This is a genomic window from Vibrio sp. 10N.222.55.B11 (assembly GCF_041473705.1).
Classification (GTDB): domain Bacteria; phylum Pseudomonadota; class Gammaproteobacteria; order Enterobacterales; family Vibrionaceae; genus Vibrio; species Vibrio crassostreae_C.
Genome location: NZ_JBFRST010000010.1, coordinates 111,915 through 131,208, shown reverse-complemented (window position 1 = coordinate 131,208; position 19,294 = coordinate 111,915). Strand labels below are relative to the sequence as shown.

The 19,294-nt window shown below is 45.4% G+C and carries 19 protein-coding genes and 1 pseudogene; 11 read left to right on the top strand and 9 right to left on the bottom strand.

Annotated elements, in window-relative coordinates; genetic code table 11:
- Window positions 1-294 precede the first annotated feature (294 nt).
- On the top strand, window positions 295-576 hold the full coding sequence (locus AB4503_RS05930; protein ID WP_011080399.1) for a type II toxin-antitoxin system Phd/YefM family antitoxin: 282 nt from the start codon (window positions 295-297) through the stop codon (window positions 574-576).
- The gene (locus AB4503_RS05925; RefSeq protein ID WP_372113962.1) at window positions 573-860 is read left to right on the top strand and encodes a type II toxin-antitoxin system RelE/ParE family toxin; all 288 of its coding nucleotides are present in this window, start codon (window positions 573-575) and stop codon (window positions 858-860) included. Before AB4503_RS05930 ends, AB4503_RS05925 begins: the two co-directional genes overlap by 4 nt.
- 150 nt (window positions 861-1,010) lie before the next feature.
- Here the strand turns inward: AB4503_RS05925 and AB4503_RS05920 are convergent, their stop codons facing one another.
- Both AB4503_RS05920 and AB4503_RS05915 read right to left on the bottom strand, forming a co-directional pair.
- Window positions 1,011-1,289, bottom strand: a complete 279-nt coding sequence (locus AB4503_RS05920; RefSeq protein WP_017064043.1) for a type II toxin-antitoxin system mRNA interferase toxin, RelE/StbE family — start codon at window positions 1,287-1,289, stop codon at window positions 1,011-1,013.
- Complete coding sequence (locus AB4503_RS05915; protein ID WP_017059448.1) at window positions 1,286-1,570, bottom strand: hypothetical protein; 285 nt, start codon at window positions 1,568-1,570, stop codon at window positions 1,286-1,288. Before AB4503_RS05915 ends, AB4503_RS05920 begins: the two co-directional genes overlap by 4 nt.
- Window positions 1,571-1,755: 185 nt before the next feature.
- Between AB4503_RS05915 and AB4503_RS05910 the strand changes: the two genes are divergently transcribed.
- Window positions 1,756-2,457 carry a lipoyl protein ligase domain-containing protein gene (locus tag AB4503_RS05910; protein WP_017059449.1) on the top strand — a complete coding sequence of 234 codons (702 nt, stop codon included), beginning with the start codon at window positions 1,756-1,758 and terminating at the stop codon, window positions 2,455-2,457.
- A 144-nt stretch (window positions 2,458-2,601) separates the two neighbouring features.
- A complete protein-coding gene (locus AB4503_RS05905; protein ID WP_372113959.1) occupies window positions 2,602-3,609 on the top strand; it encodes a LacI family DNA-binding transcriptional regulator in 1,008 nt (335 codons plus the stop codon).
- A 73-nt stretch (window positions 3,610-3,682) separates the two neighbouring features.
- Here the strand turns inward: AB4503_RS05905 and edd are convergent, their stop codons facing one another.
- Together edd and AB4503_RS05895 are read right to left on the bottom strand one after the other, a co-directional pair.
- A complete protein-coding gene (gene edd, locus AB4503_RS05900; protein WP_372113958.1) occupies window positions 3,683-5,479 on the bottom strand; it encodes a phosphogluconate dehydratase in 1,797 nt (598 codons plus the stop codon).
- Window positions 5,476-6,000, bottom strand: a complete 525-nt coding sequence (locus AB4503_RS05895) for a gluconokinase (protein WP_017072143.1) — start codon at window positions 5,998-6,000, stop codon at window positions 5,476-5,478. Before AB4503_RS05895 ends, edd begins: the two co-directional genes overlap by 4 nt.
- Before the next feature lie 242 nt (window positions 6,001-6,242).
- Between AB4503_RS05895 and ascF the strand changes: the two genes are divergently transcribed.
- From ascF to AB4503_RS05880, 3 genes are all read left to right on the top strand, one after another.
- Window positions 6,243-7,721, top strand: coding sequence for a PTS cellobiose/arbutin/salicin transporter subunit IIBC (gene ascF / locus AB4503_RS05890; protein ID WP_372113956.1), 1,479 nt, complete (start codon window positions 6,243-6,245; stop codon window positions 7,719-7,721).
- A 71-nt stretch (window positions 7,722-7,792) separates the two neighbouring features.
- Window positions 7,793-9,223 carry a 6-phospho-beta-glucosidase gene (gene ascB, locus AB4503_RS05885; RefSeq protein WP_017059454.1) on the top strand — a complete coding sequence of 477 codons (1,431 nt, stop codon included), beginning with the start codon at window positions 7,793-7,795 and terminating at the stop codon, window positions 9,221-9,223.
- A 31-nt stretch (window positions 9,224-9,254) separates the two neighbouring features.
- Window positions 9,255-9,872, top strand: a complete 618-nt coding sequence (locus AB4503_RS05880; RefSeq protein ID WP_017059455.1) for a bifunctional 4-hydroxy-2-oxoglutarate aldolase/2-dehydro-3-deoxy-phosphogluconate aldolase — start codon at window positions 9,255-9,257, stop codon at window positions 9,870-9,872.
- 90 nt (window positions 9,873-9,962) lie between these two features.
- Here the strand turns inward: AB4503_RS05880 and AB4503_RS05875 are convergent, their stop codons facing one another.
- The 3 genes and pseudogenes from AB4503_RS05875 to AB4503_RS05865 all read right to left on the bottom strand — a co-directional run.
- Complete coding sequence (locus tag AB4503_RS05875) at window positions 9,963-10,838, bottom strand: radical SAM protein (protein ID WP_017067570.1); 876 nt, start codon at window positions 10,836-10,838, stop codon at window positions 9,963-9,965.
- A gap of 217 nt (window positions 10,839-11,055) precedes the next feature.
- On the bottom strand, window positions 11,056-11,877 hold the full coding sequence (locus AB4503_RS05870; RefSeq protein WP_102320416.1) for an SDR family NAD(P)-dependent oxidoreductase: 822 nt from the start codon (window positions 11,875-11,877) through the stop codon (window positions 11,056-11,058).
- 213 nt (window positions 11,878-12,090) lie between these two features.
- Window positions 12,091-12,249 (bottom strand): annotated as a pseudogene (locus AB4503_RS05865) (enoyl-CoA hydratase/isomerase family protein); the annotation flags it as partial.
- A gap of 446 nt (window positions 12,250-12,695) precedes the next feature.
- On the opposite strand from AB4503_RS05865, the gene AB4503_RS05860 reads away from it, so the two are divergent.
- Together AB4503_RS05860 and AB4503_RS05855 are read left to right on the top strand one after the other, a co-directional pair.
- Window positions 12,696-14,069, top strand: a complete 1,374-nt coding sequence (locus AB4503_RS05860; protein ID WP_372113954.1) for an MATE family efflux transporter — start codon at window positions 12,696-12,698, stop codon at window positions 14,067-14,069.
- A 9-nt stretch (window positions 14,070-14,078) separates the two neighbouring features.
- Window positions 14,079-14,489, top strand: coding sequence for a LysR family transcriptional regulator (locus tag AB4503_RS05855; RefSeq protein WP_017059460.1), 411 nt, complete (start codon window positions 14,079-14,081; stop codon window positions 14,487-14,489).
- 127 nt (window positions 14,490-14,616) lie between these two features.
- Here the strand turns inward: AB4503_RS05855 and AB4503_RS05850 are convergent, their stop codons facing one another.
- Window positions 14,617-16,689: an alkyl/aryl-sulfatase gene (locus tag AB4503_RS05850; RefSeq protein WP_372113952.1), complete on the bottom strand. Its 2,073-nt coding sequence runs from the start codon at window positions 16,687-16,689 to the stop codon at window positions 14,617-14,619.
- 188 nt (window positions 16,690-16,877) lie between these two features.
- On the opposite strand from AB4503_RS05850, the gene AB4503_RS05845 reads away from it, so the two are divergent.
- Window positions 16,878-17,780, top strand: coding sequence for a LysR family transcriptional regulator (locus AB4503_RS05845; protein ID WP_017059462.1), 903 nt, complete (start codon window positions 16,878-16,880; stop codon window positions 17,778-17,780).
- Here the strand turns inward: AB4503_RS05845 and AB4503_RS05840 are convergent.
- Entirely contained in the window at window positions 17,777-18,676 is a 900-nt protein-coding gene (locus AB4503_RS05840; protein WP_017059463.1) for a DMT family transporter, read from the bottom strand. The genes AB4503_RS05845 and AB4503_RS05840 overlap by 4 nt on opposite strands.
- Before the next feature lie 197 nt (window positions 18,677-18,873).
- On the opposite strand from AB4503_RS05840, the gene AB4503_RS05835 reads away from it, so the two are divergent.
- Window positions 18,874-19,263: a VOC family protein gene (locus AB4503_RS05835; protein ID WP_017064032.1), complete on the top strand. Its 390-nt coding sequence runs from the start codon at window positions 18,874-18,876 to the stop codon at window positions 19,261-19,263.
- Window positions 19,264-19,294 lie beyond the last annotated feature (31 nt).

Sequence of the window (19,294 nt, the reverse complement as noted above, 5' to 3'; positions counted from 1 at the left end):
TAGAGGAGCCAGCGTTTAAATGAACTACTACATAGAAAGCTTTAGTTGCAGCTAAAGCCTGGGTCTCACATTACCCGATTGGAGTGCTTATTATCCATACAAACTGTTTAAGAGTGATTCGCAACGCGTGGCATTTTTATTATGCGTTGCGTTCAGTGTTTAAGGCGGTATACGGTAGCATCGGTATTGCGTTGCTCACTACTTAACGCGGCTATAACACAAAATCAGGCTATTGCTCAAAATTGCTATTTGAACTATTATTTGTACATTAAATTGTACCATAGGGAGTTCAACATGAGCCGCATCCATTTTGATCAAGATATTCAGCCTTTGTCTGAATTTCGTGCTGGCGTGACGTCATTTATTAAACAGATTAACGAAACTCGCAGACCACTAGTTATCACACAACGTGGTAAGGGTGTTGCGGTTGTCCTTGATGTTGCAGAATATGAAGCAATGCAAGAGAAGATCGAGTTACTGGAAGAAATGCGTACTGCTGAAGCACAATTAGCTTCAGGTTTAGGTGTTTCCAATGAAGACGCTCGTGCTCAAGTATTGGGGCGCATTAAGAAATGAAAGTAGTCTGGTCACCACTAGCATTACAAAAGTTAGGTGATGCAGTCGAGTTTATTTCGCTAGATAATCCAGTGGCGGCAGAAAACTGGGTTAATGAGGTCTTCGATAAAACAGACCTTCTCTCAAGTATGCCTGACATGGGACGAATGGTTCCTGAGCTACCTCATACCAATTACCGCGAAATCTTGTTTGGTCACTATCGAATCATATATAGCCTCAGCCATGAAATTCGCGTCCTTACAGTACGAAATTGTCGTCAGATACTAACGGAAAGTGACGTGTAGCAATTGTGTTATAACAAGCAATTTAAGAGGGATTCACAACGCTTGGCACTTTTGCTCCTACTTCAAGTTAAGTGTTTATGGCACAATGCGTTAGGTTTGGGTGGAGGCGTTGTTCACCCCTTAATTGGGCTAGTTGCCCAGAGGAAGTAATCAATCCATTGGGAACTTTTGTTTCTGGTGGAGTACGCGCATAATTCGGATAATGTCGCCTTCGATCCAATAGGAGACGATCATTGAAATCTCAGGAATTATAAGTAATTGCCCACGAATGCCGTCTCTCTGTACACCCATTAGAGGCTGCTCAAGCAAGTTTTCTACTTTTGTTTCAATGAGGTTGTCAGCGTTTTCTGCCGCATCAGGGTTGAAGTCATAGATAAACTCAAAGATCCTTTCACGATCATTGAGTGATTCTTCTTCCCATAAAATCATTGCTTACCTCGATTACGTATTCTGGCTTTGCGTTCTTCCATTCGAGATTTAGCAGTTTGGTGTTCAACGAAAACGGATTCTCCTGAGTCAAACTTCTCAAATGCTAGGTTTACTTGTTCAGTTAGCCATGCATCGTGAGATAATGTCTGTCTTTGTTGCTCAGCGAGTTGCTCAGTAAGCTCACGGCAAGCACCACTCAGTGTGCGACCTTGGCTCTCAGCCATCTGTTGAGCTAGGCGTTTTGTTTCTTCATCAACACGAAATTGAATTCTAGTGTCCATGATGTATTCCTTTATTGGTGTGTGTACAAATGTTAGCACTCACCTTTGAGATGGGCAACTGACAAGCTACTATGGCGCCAATAACTAACTTTTGGTGCTATGTTTCATCGCACATAGTCCCATATCTCATCAACCATTGCAGAACGTTAAATGATAGGTCACCACAATCTGTAGAGGAAAGTGCATTGAAGTTAACCAATAAACTCGTACGTTACCCGCACATTGATGTTGATCGTGCGTTTGAAAAAGAAGCTGAATTATTGCAGCAAATTCAGGCGGGTGAGATTGGCCAAGCCTTAATGTTGTGGCAAGCAAAAGCGCCGACACTTGTTTTGCCCGCAGGTAAAAAGTGGCCTGTGACCGTAGAGTCTAGAAAACAACTCGCGGCACAAGGTTGGCAACTCACCTCACGTAAAACAGGCGGCGCTCCCGTTCCCCAACTGCCGGGGATCATTAACTTATCGCACATTTACCATTGGCCTCGTGATGAAGCCTACAACATCCAAAAAGCGTATCTACATCTGTGCAATGTCTTAACCCTGTTTTTTAAAGAACTGGGCATCGATGTGGATGTACACGCGACTCCCGGTTCTTATTGTGATGGTGACTACAACCTCAATATCAATAAACAAAAAATAGTGGGCACGGCGCAGCGTGTTTTGCTTAAACAAGGGGGCGGCCAAATCGTACTTTCGCAAGCTTGTATCTTGTTGGATGTCGACCTAGAGAACATCGTTGCACCCGTAAATTTTTATAATCAAGTTTGTGGCAATCCAACCGTGGTGGACGCGCAAGTTCATACTCCGTTGTCCGCACATCTGACAACTCTACCCAACGTAGACTCACTCTTTCAGCAGTTAAGCCAAGCTTTCATCAAGCATGCGTGATACCAACCTTTCGTTAACGCCAAACTAATTTGCCGATGGTAGAACGATTTCAATACTATGTGTCGATGACAACGAATGGGTTGAACTTGAGGCGGTGAGAACTTTATAATGTTACTTGTAACATAATAAAGAGTTCAAATAGTTATGACAGAACAGCAGAAGAAAACTCGAACCACACTTCAAGATGTTGCAGACAAAGTGGGGGTCACAAAGATGACCGTCTCTCGTTACATGCGCAATCCCGATTCAGTCGCAGCCAAAACTCGCGTTAAAATTGCAGCGGTTATTGAAGAGATGGGATACATCGAAAACAAAGCGCCAGCTATGCTCTCTAAATCGTCGAGTAAAGCGATCGGTATCTTGCTCCCTTCGTTATCAAACCAAATCTTTGCCGCGTTTGTTCAAGGTATCGAAACGGTTACTAAAGAGAATGGCTACGAGACGTTGCTTGCTCACTTTAGCTATGATGCTGTGGAAGAAGAGGAAAAGATTGCTTCGCTGCTTTCGTATCAAGTTGATGGGTTTATATTGACGGAAAGCCACCACACCCCCCGCACGTTACAGATGATCAAGAATTCAGGTGTTTCTGTTGTTGAAACGATGGAACTCCCAACCAATCCGATCGATATGGTTGTTGGCTTGGACCATATTGATGCTTCTTACCATGTCGTGAAGCGAATGATTGAAGCTGGTAAACGCTCTATTGCTTACTTTGGCGCTCGATTGGATGCGCGAACCAAGTTGCGTTTGCAAGGCTATGACAAAGCGATGTATGAGGCTGGATTAGAGCCTAAACACGTGTTGACTGAACAGCACTCTAACTTCTCTTTGGCTGAAGATCTGCTTGATCGCGCTCTTGCGGATTACCCAGATCTAGATGGCGTGTTCTGCACCAATGATGACATCGCGATAGGTACCTTGCTCATTGCCCAGCAACGTGGAATCCAAGTGCCGCAACAGCTATCTGTGGTGGGCTATAACGCGTTAGATATCGGTCAAACCATACGCCCAAAACTGACTAGCGTGGATACGCCACGTTATGAAATAGGTAAGAAAAGTGCCGAGCTACTGCTTGCCCGATTGAAAGGTGAGCCAGTCACGGAAACGGTAGTGGATATGGGCTATCGCATCACGGATGGCGAAAGCGTTTAACCAAGTATCGTGGAAACGGAAAGGGGCATCGAAATGATGCCCCTTTTGCTTTTACATTTAAGCGATGACACAGTTAGACGATAAAACTCGCCCCTTGTTCTGCACTCGAAACGCTTTGGCGCATCACGCTAAATAGGTTGCGCCCCATGGTTTGCTGGTTAGCGTCTACCTCAAACACCTTCGCTTGGCGAGACTGCATGTCGTTGAGGTTATTGAGTTCGCCACTCGCGCAATCTAAGCGCAGGATATCGCCTTCGCGAACAAGCCCAATAGTTCCTCCTCGAATGGCCTCTGGTGAGACATGAATCGCGGATGGGATCTTTCCTGAGGCTCCAGAAAGGCGCCCATCAGTAACCAGAGCCACTTTAAACCCTTGTTTCTGAACATTACCTAGAATCGGCATAAGCTTGTGCAGTTCAGGCATACCGTTCGCAGCTGGTCCATTATTTATCACCACAACAATGCAATCTTTGTTGAGCTCACCTCGTTGATACGCAGCTTCTACCTTATGTTGGCAATCAAAAACTACCGCGGGTGCTTCGATAACGCGTTGCTCTTCTGCAACCGCTGACACCTTAATCACCGCATTGCCAAGATTCCCTAAAAGGACTCGCGTTCCGCCTGTGCTTTGGAATACCTGTTCTTGGCCTGCAATTACCTCTGCATCTGCCGACTGTTTGCACTTTTTCCACGTTAGCTTTCCATTTTCAAGTTCTGGAATACTCATTTGATCTTCAAATGAGCCAAAGGTAGGTGTGACATCTCGGTGCAGTAAGTTGGCTTGATCTAAACGGCGTAACAGCGCGGGAACTCCTCCTGCCGCTTGGAACGCATTCATATCTGCTGGGCCGTTGGGATAAACTCGAGCAAGTAAAGGCACCACATCGGATAGATCGCTGATGTCTTGCCAAGTCAGAATAAATCCTGCTGCGCGTGCTACTGCGACCATGTGAATGCTGTGGTTAGTGCTGCCACCTGATGCGAGTAGGGCAACAATGCCATTGATTAAGCTTTTAGCGGTAAAGACTTCAGAAAGCGGGCGGAAGTTTGCGGCTTGTGGTGTCATTGAAGCAATTTCAATGGCGGCATGCTGAGTGAGTGATGCGCGCAATTTAGAGTCAGGATGAATAAACGCTGAGCCCGGAAGCATCAGCCCCATCGCTTCAAATACCAGCTGATTGGTATTGGCTGTGCCGTAAAAAGTGCAGGTGCCCGCTGAGTGATAAGCGTTGCACTCCATATCCAGTAAGGCACTTTTTCCTACCTTACCAGCCGCGTATTCTTGGCGAATATGTACTTTCTCATCATTGCTGATGCCCGTTGCCATCAAGCCCGCCGGAACAAAAGCGGTGGGTAGATGTGCAAAAGAGAGCGCGCCCATCAGTTGTCCTGGAGCTATCTTGTCGCAAATACCAAGTAATAGGGTTGAATCAAACACGTTGTGACTCAGTGAAAGAGCGGTCGATTGAGCAATCAAGTCCCTTGAAAACAAAGACATATCCATGCCTGGTTGCCCTTGAGTTACCCCGTCGCACATCGCAGGAACACAGCCTGCTACTTGAGAGGTGTGGCCGAACTTAGCTAACGCCTTTTTGATCTGATCTGGATAGTGTTGATACGGCTGGTGAGCGCTTAACATATCGTTGTAAGAGCTGATTAACGCCACATTGGATTTAGTGAGATCAAGAATCGAGCGTTTCTCATCGGAGCAAGAAGCTGCGACAGCATGAGCCAAGTTGCCGCAAGAAAGCCCTTTACCACCTTTGCCAGCAGAGGCTTGGTGTTGGGTTCGGTTTAGAAACGCTTCATGAGTCTCTTTGCTTCGTTCAATTAATCGTTGAGTCACCGCTTGGATGGTTGGAAGGGTCATGCTGTTTCTGCCTCATCAGTCATTGAAAGCACAATCGCAGCACAGTCCACAACGTCATCAATACCGCCATCAATGCTGATGACAACCGTATCTGGCTCGTGATCGGGTCTTTCTAATGTTTCGAACTGGCTTTTAATCATGTTCTCTTTCATGAAGTGGCCTTGGCGCTGACGCATTCGATGCAAGATCAGGTCAATGTTGCCATCTAAAAAGAGAAAGGTGAGGTTTTTGTTCCCTTCGCGAATTTGGTCGCGGTACTTCTTCTTCAACGCAGAACACACAATAATGCCGTGCTCATTTTTACTTTCTAGGCTGTACGCTGCATCACGAACGCGTTCCAGCCATGGAATGCGATCATCATCATTAAGAGGTTGGCCTGACGCCATTTTTTGAATGTTTGCTCGAGGATGAAGGTCGTCACCATCAATGAACTTACGCCCAAGTTTTTTTGCCAACTGCTCGCCTATCGTGCTTTTCCCACAAGCACTGACACCCATGACGATGACACTACTACCAGCCATAACTCAATCCTCTTAACAAATTTGCGCGTGATCTCAATTTTGAACATCGCTTGTAAATATGGCTTTATCTTATAAGCGTTACCGGTAACATGTTACCGGTAACTTAAGGAAGTGTGATGAAGGACACAAAACAACAATTCACAACAATTGTGATTGTTTTTGCATCCTACTGACGGAAAATTAGTCACATCTCACTATATTCGCGTTTAAAAATCACTGGAAAGAGATCTTTGGGGGATAAAATGGCCAACGATTACCGCGCAATTGCGAAATCTGTTGTTGAGCATCTTGGGGGCAAGACAAATGTGGCTGCCCTAACACACTGTATGACTCGACTACGATTCGTTTTACACAGCCAAGATGGCGTCGATATTAACAAGCTAAAAGCACTGAAAGGTGTGATGGGTGTTGTTGATAATGGAGACAAAGTACAAGTTATCATTGGTAACGAGGTATCGTATGCATACAAAGAAGTGATGGCGCTTTGTGAGCTATCCACTGTATCTGAGTCAGAGGTTCCTGCTAAAAAAGAGAAGCTAACGGTTAAGTCAATTGGTGCGAAAATGTTGGACGCACTGGTTGGTACCATGTCGCCTCTTATCCCAGCAATCATTGGCGCTTCAATGGTCAAACTGCTCGCCATGGTACTTGAGATGCTGGGCTGGGTTGAGCCAAATGCACCTACCTTGATTATCTTGAAAGCGATTGGCGATGGCGCCTTCTTCTTCCTACCGGTTATGGTTGCCGCTTCCGCATCGATCAAATTCAAGACCAATATGTCTCTTTCCATTGCGATTGCCGGTGTCTTAATCCACCCGAACTTTATGGAATTGATGGCGCAAGCAGCAGAAGGCAAGCACGTTGATTTCTTCGGTATCCCAATCACGTCAGTGAAATACACCTACACGGTTATTCCTGTACTTGTGATGACTTGGGCACTTTCTTACATAGAACGTTGGGTAGATAGCATTACCCCTGCTGTGACTAAAAACTTCCTGAAACCTATGCTTATCGTATTGATTGCAGCTCCGGTTGCTATCGTACTTATCGGTCCATTTGGTATTTGGGTTGGTACTGCACTTTCAGCGCTTGTTTACACAATTCATGACACATTAGGTTGGTTGTCGGTTGCTATCATGGGCGCACTGTGGCCTCTACTTGTTCTTACTGGTATGCACCGTGTATTTACTCCAACGATTATTCAAACCATTGCTGAGACGGGTCGTGAAGGTATGGTTATGCCTTCAGAAATCGGTGCCAACCTCGGTATGGGTGGTGCGTGTCTGGCTGTTGCTTACAAAACCAAAAACAGCGCACTAAAGCAGACATCATTAGCCGCAGGTGCTTCAGCTATCTTCGCCGGTATCTCTGAGCCTGCATTGTACGGCGTGCTTGTTCGTCTGAAACGTCCACTTATCGCAACAATGATTACTGGTTTTATCGTAGGTGCATTAGCGGGCATGGGTGGCCTTGCGAGTCACTCGATGGCAGCACCAAGCTTGTTTACGAGTGTTCAGTTCTTCGATGTGAATGACCCAATGAGTATCGTTTGGGTGTTCGGTCTGATCGCATTGTCTATTGTTCTGTCATTTGTTCTAACCCTAGTTTTAGGCTTTGAAGATGTTCCAGAAGATGATGCCGATGAGAAAGCAACTTCAGAGTCAGCAAACAAAGAAGCTGGTAAGGCAGAAGACAAGCCGACAGTAGTGTCCGCGTCTTAATTAGAATTGATTAATTTATTCAGTCACCTTACTTCAGCGTAAGGTGACTTTTATTGTTTCCGAGGTATTCGATGTCAAACATTCAATTTCCCGAAGATTTCTTATGGGGCGGCGCTATTGCTGCAAACCAGTCTGAAGGCGCTCACTTAGCGGGTGGTAAAGGCCTAACAACCGTAGATATGATCCCTTATGGTGAGAACCGCATGCCAATTAAGCTTGGTCAGGTTGATAAGGTGACGCTCAGCGAAGACGAGTTCTACCCAAGCCATAACGCGATAGACTTTTATCACCGTTACAAAGAAGACATCGCCTTGCTGGCAGAGATGGGATTTAAAGTCTTCCGCGTATCCATCGCTTGGAGCCGAATCTTTCCAAAAGGTGACGAGCTAGAGCCGAACCAAGCTGGCTTAGATTTTTACCGTGATGTTTTTGAAGAGTGTAAGAAATACGGTATTGAGCCGCTCGTTACCTTGTGCCATTTCGATGTGCCTATGCACTTGGTCAACGAGTATGGTTCGTGGCGTAATCGTAAGATGATTGAGTTCTTTAGCCGTTACGCGAGAACCTGTTTCGAAAACTACAAAGGCTTGGTGAAATACTGGTTAACTTTCAACGAAATCAATATTTTACTAGCGAGCCCGTTTTCTGGTGCTGGATTGTTGTTTCAGGAAGGCGAAAATCACGATCAAGTGAAGTACCAAGCAGCTCACCATGAGCTAGTAGCAAGCGCTTTGGTAACCAAGATTGCCCATGAAGTTGATGAGCAAAACCAAGTGGGTTGTATGCTGGCGGGCGGTAACTTCTATCCATATTCATGTAAGCCAGAAGATGTGCTGATGGCTATGGAAAAAGACCGCGAGAACCTGTTCTTTATCGATGTTCAATCGCGTGGTTACTACCCATCTTATGCTCAAAAAGTGTTTGATAACAAAGGTGTGGTGCTTGAAACACAAGAAGAAGATTTCGAGATTCTGAAAAATACTGTCGATTTCATTTCTTTCAGTTATTACGCTTCACGCTGTGCTTCCGCTGATATGAATGCAGGAAATACGAGTGCAGCGAACGTCGTTAAGTCCATCAAAAACCCTCATCTTCCAGCAAGTGATTGGGGCTGGGTCATTGACCCTACAGGTCTTCGAATTACGATGAACACACTCTATGACCGTTACCAGAAACCACTTTTCTTGGTAGAAAATGGCTTAGGTGCTCGTGATACCTTGGATGACAATGGAGAAGTGAACGATGATTACCGCATTGATTACCTTCGTCAGCACATTGTTGCGATGCATGAAGCAATGGAAGACGGTGTACCATTGATGGGTTACACACCTTGGGGTTGTATCGATCTTGTTGCGGCGTCGACCGGAGAGATGAGCAAGCGCTATGGGTTTATCTACGTGGACAGAGACAACCTAGGCAATGGTACGTTAAATCGTATTCCTAAAAAGTCATTCCACTGGTACAAAAAAGTGATCGCAAGCAACGGCAGCGACTTGGCTTAATTTGTCTGTTTGATAATGAGAGAAATGAACAATGAAAACAATTGAACAGCGACTCAGAGATATTCGCATCGTTCCGGTGATCGCCATTAATGACGTTGCTCAGGCTGTGCCGCTTGCGAAAGTATTGGTTGAGAATGGTTTGCCTTGTGCTGAAGTGACATTTCGTACAGAAGCGGCAGCAGAGTCGATTCGTTTGATGCGTGAAGCCTACCCTGAGTTACTGATTGGCGCAGGTACTGTGCTGACTACAGAGCAGGTGGATACTGCCATTAATGCGGGTGTTGATTTCATTGTCAGCCCAGGTTTGAATCCAACAACAGTCAAATACTGTCAGCAAAGAGGGGTTACGATCGTTCCTGGAGTGAATAACCCAAGCTTGGTTGAACAAGCAATGGAAATGGGGCTTAAGACACTAAAGTTCTTCCCAGCAGAGCCATCTGGCGGTATTCCTATGTTGAAAGCGTTGACGGCTGTTTACCCGGTTAACTTTATGCCGACAGGCGGTGTAAGCCCAGCGAACGTTGAGTCTTACTTAGCACTGAAATCAGTCGTTGCCTGTGGCGGTACTTGGATGGTACCGACCGACAAAATGGACAAGGGTGATTGGGATGGAATCGCAGAATTAGTCCGAGCGGTCGGCTCCAGGTAGTTCGATAGAGAGCGACATAACTAGAAAATGAAAGGGCCAGCTGATACTGGCCCTTTTTGTGGCTGCTTCAAACGATGTAGAGGTTACTCGTTACCAAGCAAAGGTTTTAATGACGTTTTGCTTAGTGATTGGGTTGTGAGCGATGTCTTGATTAATCTTATCAAGAAACGGCTTACGAGCCTGAGGCAACATGCCACGCATTGGTGAGATGTTATTGCCGTGGTCACCCCAGTAGTAGCAATCGAAATCTTCTAGGTTTTCGAGCAAGTATTTTTCTTCTTCCAGAATCTGCAATGGCGTTGGTAAAACAAACTCGCCACGGTTTACTTCTTTTTCCAATACCGATCCCGGTTGAACGGCTAAAGCCATCGGTGCAATCGCATCTGGCTGCATGATGTTCAACAAGCTGGTGGTATTAATCGCATGCTCTATAGAACGCTCTTTGCCGCCAAGGCCAAAGATGAAAGAAGCCAGTACCTTGATGTCTGCTTCACGGGCTAGGTTCATTCCTTCAATCGCATGCTCACGCGTCATGCGCTTTTGAATGCGTTCAAGCAAAATTGGGTCACCGGACTCCAAGCCTGAATAGGCCATGCTTAAACCTGCCGACTTAATCTCTTTTAATTCAGACAAGCTCTTACGACGGAAGTCATTGAACCCTGAATACAGAGAGATGTTCTTGATCTCTGGGAAGGTGATCTTGATGTAATCCAGAATCGAAATCAGCATCTCGGTTCTAATCGCCATCACATTACCATCGACCAAAAAGATAGATTCAACATGCGGGTAGATTTTTCTCGCCGCATCAATATCTTCAAAGATGTCTTTGATGTCTCTTACTTTGAAACGCTTATCATCAAACATCGTGCAGAAGGTACACTGGTTATTACTGCACCCCAATGTTGTCTGGATGAGTACGCTCTCTGCTTCCATCCAAGGACGATAAACTTTACCTTCAAAACGCATAAATGCTCCTCGGCCGTAGCCTGTGTTGTTTCGACGGGGGCAAGTTTAGCAATCTGCATCTTGGGTGATAATTGGGCAAAGCGGGGAATCAGTATTAAAGAAATCTTAATAATCGAAAGAGCGCGCAGTTCTTTGTCTGTATAGATAGAACTGCGGCTTGGATTGTGTGTGTGGTGGGGGGGGGGAGTGTTAGTGGTCGTTTTTTACTAATGAATGATCAGTGCGTAACGCACAGCTTTTCTTCGAGTAATTGATTAAGCACTGTCACCAGCTTGTGGTTCTTAGTGTTGTCTAATGCGTCGGCGTGCGGGTCTTTGAACAACCCAGAATCATTATCAAAATATTGACCAGAAGCGTTGGCAAACTCATCACTGAGCGCAGCACGACAAAGAATATCGGCTCCAATCGCAAGGTCGTTGCCATCAACGCCATAAGCATCTTTCACTAATTTACTACCAAGGAAAGAAGCTGGGTTTACAGGGATAATTGCGGTGCCTTTGTCTAAAAGAGTATTGGCTAATTCGATGGACCACATCGTTAGCGCCAGCTTACTTTGCGCGTAAACCGGACCATCAAGTTCGCCCGCATTCGGACTGATTAATGCATCTAGATCTACGGGTGCTTGGGCTGCTGAAGATAGGTTGACGATACGACCTGTCGCATCAAAAAGAGGAAGCAGCTTTTGTGTCAGTAGATATGGCGCAATGGTGTTTACGACAAAACGCACATCAAGATTGTCTGGAGTGGTGATGTCCGACACCTTATACACACCTGCGTTGTTAATGAGTATATCGAGTCGTTTGTGATCGCTTTTGATTTGGGTTGCGAGCGCCTCAACTTCAGAGAGCGTCGATAGGTCTGCGATGTAGCTTTCGATGATTGCATTCTTAGACAGGCGAGACAGAGCGGTCACGACTTTATTGACCTTAGCTGGGTTGCGGCCATGAATTAGAACATGGTGCCCTTGCTGCGTTAGTGCTTTTGCGGTCTCTAAACCAATGCCATCCGTGGCACCTGTGATCAGAATTATTTTTTGCATATTCCGTCCTTCAAAAAATAGTTTGAACAACGTTGTTATAACAAAGATTAATGACACATAGTTGCATTTGGCTCACAAGCTGAAGACTCAAATGTGAGTCTATGGGGCAAATAATGACCATTTTAACACTTGGTGGTTAACCGTTGGCGTTTAACGATTAAGTAAGACAATGGGTCAGTTTGTGACTGACCCAAATTAAGAGAAGTGACCGAGTTATTTGATGTCTTGAACGTTCATAACCAGAGTTTCCCAGTTACGTTGGTTTTCCATATCGTGCTCTAGGCCTTGCTCATCGGCAATTTGGAAGCGCTTAACCGCAGGGGTTTTGCTCGTAGCTTGATACAACCAATAAGCTTCCGCTTTGAGTGCTTCGGCTTCGTCAGCATCAAAGTCTCTTGCCCTTGAACATTCACAGTACCGAAGTCAAAAGTGACGGTAAGAATCCCATCCTCGGCTTGAGCTTTAAACGTTGTATAACCTTGATATACCATTTCCATATTCCTTCTGAGAGATTTCATTTCAGCCTATTCAGTGTGAATGCGACCTAAATTCAGGCTAGCGAGGAATGTTCGAACCAACAATTAACCATTAAACGAAACACTATTAACGAATTATTAAGAGTGTTGGCGCGTTTGATAATTTCAATTTATTCAGTGTCTTAGATGGATATTTTAACGTTGAAGGTATCTTGCTAATTCGATTGTCAACGAAATCTAAAAACTCATTCCTTGTCTGGCGCTCTTATCCTTTTCATTTAGCTTCGTATACTGCTCAACTAGGTAATTAGCCCCAAGGTACAGACAAGAGTGAACCGACTTATGCAGATGAGATCCGCGACTTTGAAAACCATTATTGAGAAAACGCTGCCACTGACGCTGGGTGTGTTTGCGATCATGATGGTTCAATTGGTCGATTCGATCTTTATTGGTCAGCTAGGGGTGAATGAATTGGCGGTTCACGGTATCACCTTGCCATTTCAAGCAGCGTTTACCGGGGTTCAAGTGGGCATCGGTGTGGCGGCAACGTCCATTATTTCTCAAGCGGTAGGGGCAAAAGAACAACGTAAATCTACTTCAATTGCGACGCTGTCGGTTGGATTTGGAGTGTTGGTGATTGCTTTGATCTGCATAGGGCTGATTGTTTTTAGCGATTCTGTTTTTGCGTCGTTTGTGAATGATGTCTCTGACGCTCAATACCAATCCATGCTGTCTATTTTTAATGTGTACTGGCCACTGTGGTTGTTCAGTGCATTGATGGTGGCGGTGCTTTATCTGGCCACCTGCGTTTATCGTGCCAATGGCGATATCAAAACAACCGGAAGCATGTTCTTGGCTGCTAGCGTGATTAACCTAATTCTCGACCCTATTCTGATCTTTGGATTGGATATGGGCATCGGAGGGGCGGCGATCGCATCGAGCATTGGCTACGCTTTCGGCGCAATCTACATGCTAATCAAGTCTCGCGGCAAAGGTTGGTTTGGCTTCAATGGCGCGTGCAGTAACCGAATCAAAGGCTACAGTTTTGAGTTATTCAAGACGGTAATGCCAACCACTGCGAATCAGATATTACCTGCGGTCAACGCGTTCTTCTCAATGCTATTGATTGCGAGAATCGGAACCGATGAGATGGCTTTTTGGAGCTTACTCGCCCGTGTTGAAAGTTTTATGCTGGTGTTTTCTCTTGCTCTGACGATGTCTATCCCGCCTATGATTGGTCGTTACCTAGGGGCGCAGCAGCGATGCAAAATCCCTGAGCTATTGAATACAACAGCGAAGTTCTTATTGGTTTTCCACACCGTGATGGCAACATTGTTGGCGCTGTTTAGTGGCTGGATTATTCCTGTTATCTCGGAAGAACAAAGCATACGCAGCTGGTTTGAAGTGACCTTGTTATTTATACCGTTCAGCTATGGGCCGCTTGGGCTTTGCATGTTGGTTGCGTCGGTCTTTAATGCCTTGGGTGTGCCTCGTAAAGCTTTGAATGTCTCTTTCCTACGCTTGTTTATTTTCTACATTCCCGCTTTATGGTTCGGCTCGATAACCGGAGACATGGTCAATGCGGTTATTGCTGCGACAGTCGCCAATGTTTTAGCGGGCGCTTTTGCATGGTTTAAGCTTAATGCCTATATTAAAACTCACATTATTCCCCGTGCCGCTGCGGCCAATAAGCAGCGTGTACTCAGCGCAGGCTAGCCATTATTGATGAACATTGAACATCTAAAATTGTTTGTGCGACTCGCGTCTACGCACAATATAGGTCAAGCAGGACAAGAGCTTGGGTTGTCACCTCCGGTAGCCAGTATTCATATCGGAAAACTCGAAGAGAGCCTAGGTGCTATCCGCGTCGATCACGGTGAAGCGGTAAGGGATGTATGTGTCGATGGCTTGGGCATTGCCATGTGCGCGAGTTGGATAGCATACAAGCAGCTCGCGGAAGGTTCGCTGGTTGAGGTGTTGCCGGATTACCCTTTAAAGGATGAGGCGGCTATCTGGGCGGTATACCCGAGTGCTCAGTTACTTGCACCAAAGGTGCGCGTATTTATCGATTACTTTGTTCAATATTATGGTTCACCTTCTTATTGGGATTGCGACGTAAACGGGCAAACTCAATAGCGATTCAGAAGCATATATTGAGAACAATTAAGAAAGCCCCAACCAAAAGGGAGGGGCTTGTTTTTATGTTCTTTATAGAACGTTTTTCTAGCTAACTGCTGTTGTTTTTATTTAGTGTATCTGGCGTTTAATGAGCGTGTACCGCTGAATCTTGGTATAGCTCTGCATCAACTTCTTCGCCTTTGTTTGGACGCGGTACAATCTCAAAAGAGGTGTCAGCTTCTGTCAGTGAAGACAGCAGTTTGTTAAGTGATGTCTTATCACCTTTCACGCCTGCTTGTCCGTCTTCTAACAGTTTTCCTAGGCTTGTTTTCTTAAGCACGATGTCAGACACGTCAGACTTATTGATGATCAGTGTTGTATCGGCGTCTTGTAGCTCGCTCACTTGAATATTGTTCAGGTTACCGTTAGACATTTCAACGTAGTAGAACTCTTGCACGTCTGGTAGCTGAATATTCAACGTAAATGGTGTTTCTTGTGCTTTTAGCGAATTCACTTTAACTGCTAAGTAATCCAACAAGTTCTCAATGGTCATGTTCGCTAACACATCCGGAGATGCAGTCTTTGGTGCGCCCGGTTGTGTGCCAATGCGAAGCTCTTGAGCGCCGGTTAGGTAGATGTTTCTCCAACCTGCACCTTCTGATTGATAACCCAACTGCTCGTATGTATCTGCCAATAAGCCACGTGCAACTTTGTTTTCTGGCTCAGCTTGAATCACCTTATTCAGTGCTGTTGCAATGAAGCGGTATTCACCTTCTTGGAAATCTTGCTGCGCTTTTTCAATCACAGCGTCGCTGCCGCCCATGTACTCAACAAACTTCACTGACTCTGGCTTGATTGGTAGTGGGTTTAGGTTAGCTGGGTTCATGTCGAAGTAACCAAGATACATGTTGTACACAGCGCGAGCATTGTGAGAGTAAGTACCGTGGTAACCGTTGGTGTGCCAAGACTGTTGGATGCTGTCTGGCATGACCTTGTAAATCTCGTCACCGATGTCTTGCAGAACCACGCCGTTATTGGCTAAGCGAAGCGTTTGGTTATGAGTAAAACCGTAAGCGTCACGCTGCATTTTTAGGTAATCAGAGATCTCTTGTTCGCCCCAGATTGGCGATGAGTGAGACGCAAACAACACCTCTGTTTCTTCACCCCAAGTGATTAACATCTCGTTGATCTTCTTAGACCATTTCAAGCCGTCACGTACTTTAGCGCCACGCAGCGTGTACAGGTTGTGCATGCCTTGGTAGGTCAGTTCGCCAGTCCAAAGTGCTTTCATGCTTGGAATATATGTCACCATTTCAGAGGCCGCTTCGGTACCTGAAGCATCCATGAATTGCATTTCTAGGCCGTCAATAACCAGAGTTTCAATCTCTTCGTTATGGTTCAGCTCGTAGTCTGGCAGTACGTAAGTAATGCTACCGGTTGATAGGCCTTTCGACAGTGCAGCATCAACAATCCCGTGCTCGTGTCGGTTCAGGGTTGCACCATACTGATAAGCGGTACGACGAGACATTGCATTACCCGCCAATACGTTTTCGTCGACGATCTCTTTAGTAATGTTTTTCGAACCGTACACTTTTACATCTGGGTATGCGTCTTTGATTGCTCTTGCGCCACCAAAGTGATCAGCGTGCGAGTGAGAGTAAATCATAGCAACGACGGGCAGTTCGCCGCCATCAGGCACATTGCTCTTGAAGAATTTGAGTGATTTAGCGGCCGCTTCTTTGGTAAGAAGAACGTCGTAAGCGATCCAACCGTTGTCACTACGAATGAAAGAGATAGACGCTAAGTCAGCACCTCGAACTTGGTAAACTTTACCCGGAACAACTTCATATAAACCTTCTGCCGCTTGGTTCAATAACGCTTGGCGCCACAGTGAAGGGTTTACTGAATCTGGTGCTTGGTTTGCATTCGTCACACTTGGGTCGATAAAGTTAAAGCTATTGCGAATGATGTCGCCCGTCTCTTGGTCGAAGCTAGCAATAAGACCCTTGTTGTTATTGTCGAAAGCGCGAGTGTCGGCAAAGTTAAGTGTTTTTGCGAACTCTTGGTTTGCCTTAGTCGTCATCTCGGTTGCGCTTTTGCCACCTTGGTCGCCAATTTCGCTGAAGTGTGCGTGGTCATGGTTAGCTGCAACTGCAGGGAATGCGAGCGAGATAGCTAGGAACAGTGATGCATTTTTGAACGTGCGTGAAGTCGTCATAAGAGCCTCTTCATTTCAGAATTTTGTTTCGTTGAGGCGATTATAGGAATAAGACATATAGCAAAAAATAAAGTAAGCTTTATTTAATACATCACGATTGGCTATGTATTGAGTCATGCAATGGTTGGGGAACGAAGGCGAATCCTGACCTATGATTGATTAAGACCACATTGACAGGGAGAGTAACGGTGAGCGACGTGGAAAAGTTGGATTTAAATCTATTGAGCGTGTTCTTAGAAGTGTATCGATTAAAGTCGATCACGCTTGCATCAGAATCGCTTGGTATGACTCAGCCTGGGGTTAGCGGGGCATTGAAGCGATTGCAATCTCAGCTTGATACCGACCTGTTTATTCGTGAAGGGCGTGGGATTATTCCGACTAACGCTGCGGTGCAATTGGCAGACCGAGTAGAGCCTGCTCTAGAAGGGATAAGCAGCGCAGTAAGCACTTTAAAGACATTTGATAATCAGCAGCATCATGTGTTTCGTATCCTGGTGAATGAGATTGGATTAACCAAGCTTCAACCTCTCGTCGAGCAAGATGAGACGTTGGGCAATATCTCGATTGAATTCAATATGGTGCCGAACAACGAAGAAGAATTATTGCAAGGCTTGAGCATGCAACAAGCTGATTTAGCGATTGATATCCATTACCCGCAAGTTAACGGCTACATGAAGCAGCCGATGATTGAAGATGAGTTGGTGCTGATAGCTCGAAAGGGGCATCCGAGAATCAATGGCTCTGTGACGCAAGAGCAATATTACAACGAAAAGCATGTTACTTTTAGAATGCGTCGAACCCGTTTATACACGGCAGATTATTTTACCAAGTCGCCACTGAAACAGAGAAAAGTGAGTGCCGAGTGTGACTCGCTGATGACCATGTGTGTGCTGGTATCGGGCTCAGATTGTGTCGGCAGTACATCGCGTGATTTTGCCAATCAATTTTCCGAATCCTTCCAGCTTCAAGTCCTTGATCAGCCGTTTGAAATCTTACCTATGCAGCAATACATGATTTGGCATAAAAGAACCGATTTGAACCCTGCTCATCAGTGGCTGAGAAACAAGATTCAGCAATATATGGCTGATTAACGAGCCGCTCTTGCTGCTCGTTTCTGTTTGGCGCTCTCTATCATCTTAGAAGGCGTCATTCCTGTCACCAACATGGTGCCGGTGATAACCAGAATTGAACCAACAATCGTATTGATGCCAATTGCTTCATCTAAGAATAAGTTACCCCATAGAATACCAAATACCGGAATGATGAAGGTCACGGACAGGGCTGAAGGTGCGCCGAGTTCAGAGACGAGATTGAAGTAAAGTAGATACGCTAACCCAGTACATACCGCGCCTAATAAGACAACCGATGTAGTGATCGTAACGTCGGGTGTTTCTCTCATCGGAATAAAGAATACAAACGGCAAAACCAGCAATACCGCAGCCCACATGCTGCCATGAGCATTGTTGAATGCCTCAACTTTAGGGGCTTGTTTGGTATAGTTTGACGCTATTCCGTAGCTAAAGGCCGCCATCACTGCTGCAAAGATAGGAAGCATAGCCTCACGGCCAATGTTCATCGCATCCCAACCGACTAACACGCCAACTCCTGTTACCCCAATCCCAAGTCCCAATAGAACTTTCGCCTCGAGTGCTGTTTTGGTCCATATTGCACCAATGATTGCCGCCCATATTGGCGCGGTAGAGTTCAAGATGGCGAGTGTCGAGGCGTTAAGTGTCTGCGCGGCATAAGCGAAAAGCAAAAAAGGAAGTGTGGTGTTAAACAGGCCGAGAATGAAGAAGTGTTTTGCGTGATCATGAAAAGAGAGCTTCTTTTTTAAATAGAAAGAAACTAAAAGCAGAGTAAGTGCTGCAAACAGAACTCGCGCTTCAATTAAGACTGCGGGCCCTAATGGATTGGCGGCCATTCTCATGAAAAGAAACGAGCCTCCCCATATAGCCGCAAGTAGTATCAGTTTTAAAAAGCTCACAGTTTGAATCTCAGATTGTGTAAAACCTGACTATGGAGGAAAGATAACTATTACACAAACATAGATGCCAATACTGTGCAGTTATGGACATAAAATCGAGCCCGTTAATCAGGAACAATTTCGATGAATTTCGTTCTGTTTATTGTTCCTTATTTGATGAGTAATCTAGCGTTAGACATCAAACTTAGGCAAACAAAATGAAGATTGAACACATCGCAATTTGGACCAAACAACTCGAAGTACTGAAGCGATTTTATGAAGATTATTTCGGCGCGACATTGAACTCAAAATATCACAACCCAACTAAAGGGTTTTCTTCATACTTCCTCTCGTTTGATACGGGAAGTCGTTTAGAGATTATGGAAATGGACTCTGTCCCTGAATCGAAAGACGACATCTATGACCAGTTCACAGGCTTCATTCACATGGCGATATCATTAGGTTCGGAACAGGCGGTCGATCAACTGACTCAACACTTGGTCGAAGACGGCTATGAGCGCTTAGATGGCCCAAGAAGAACAGGCGATGGCTATTATGAGAGCTGTGTACTCGATCCGGATGGTAATCGTTTGGAACTTACCGTTTAATGTAGAGACTTAATTGAGTTACTCATCTACT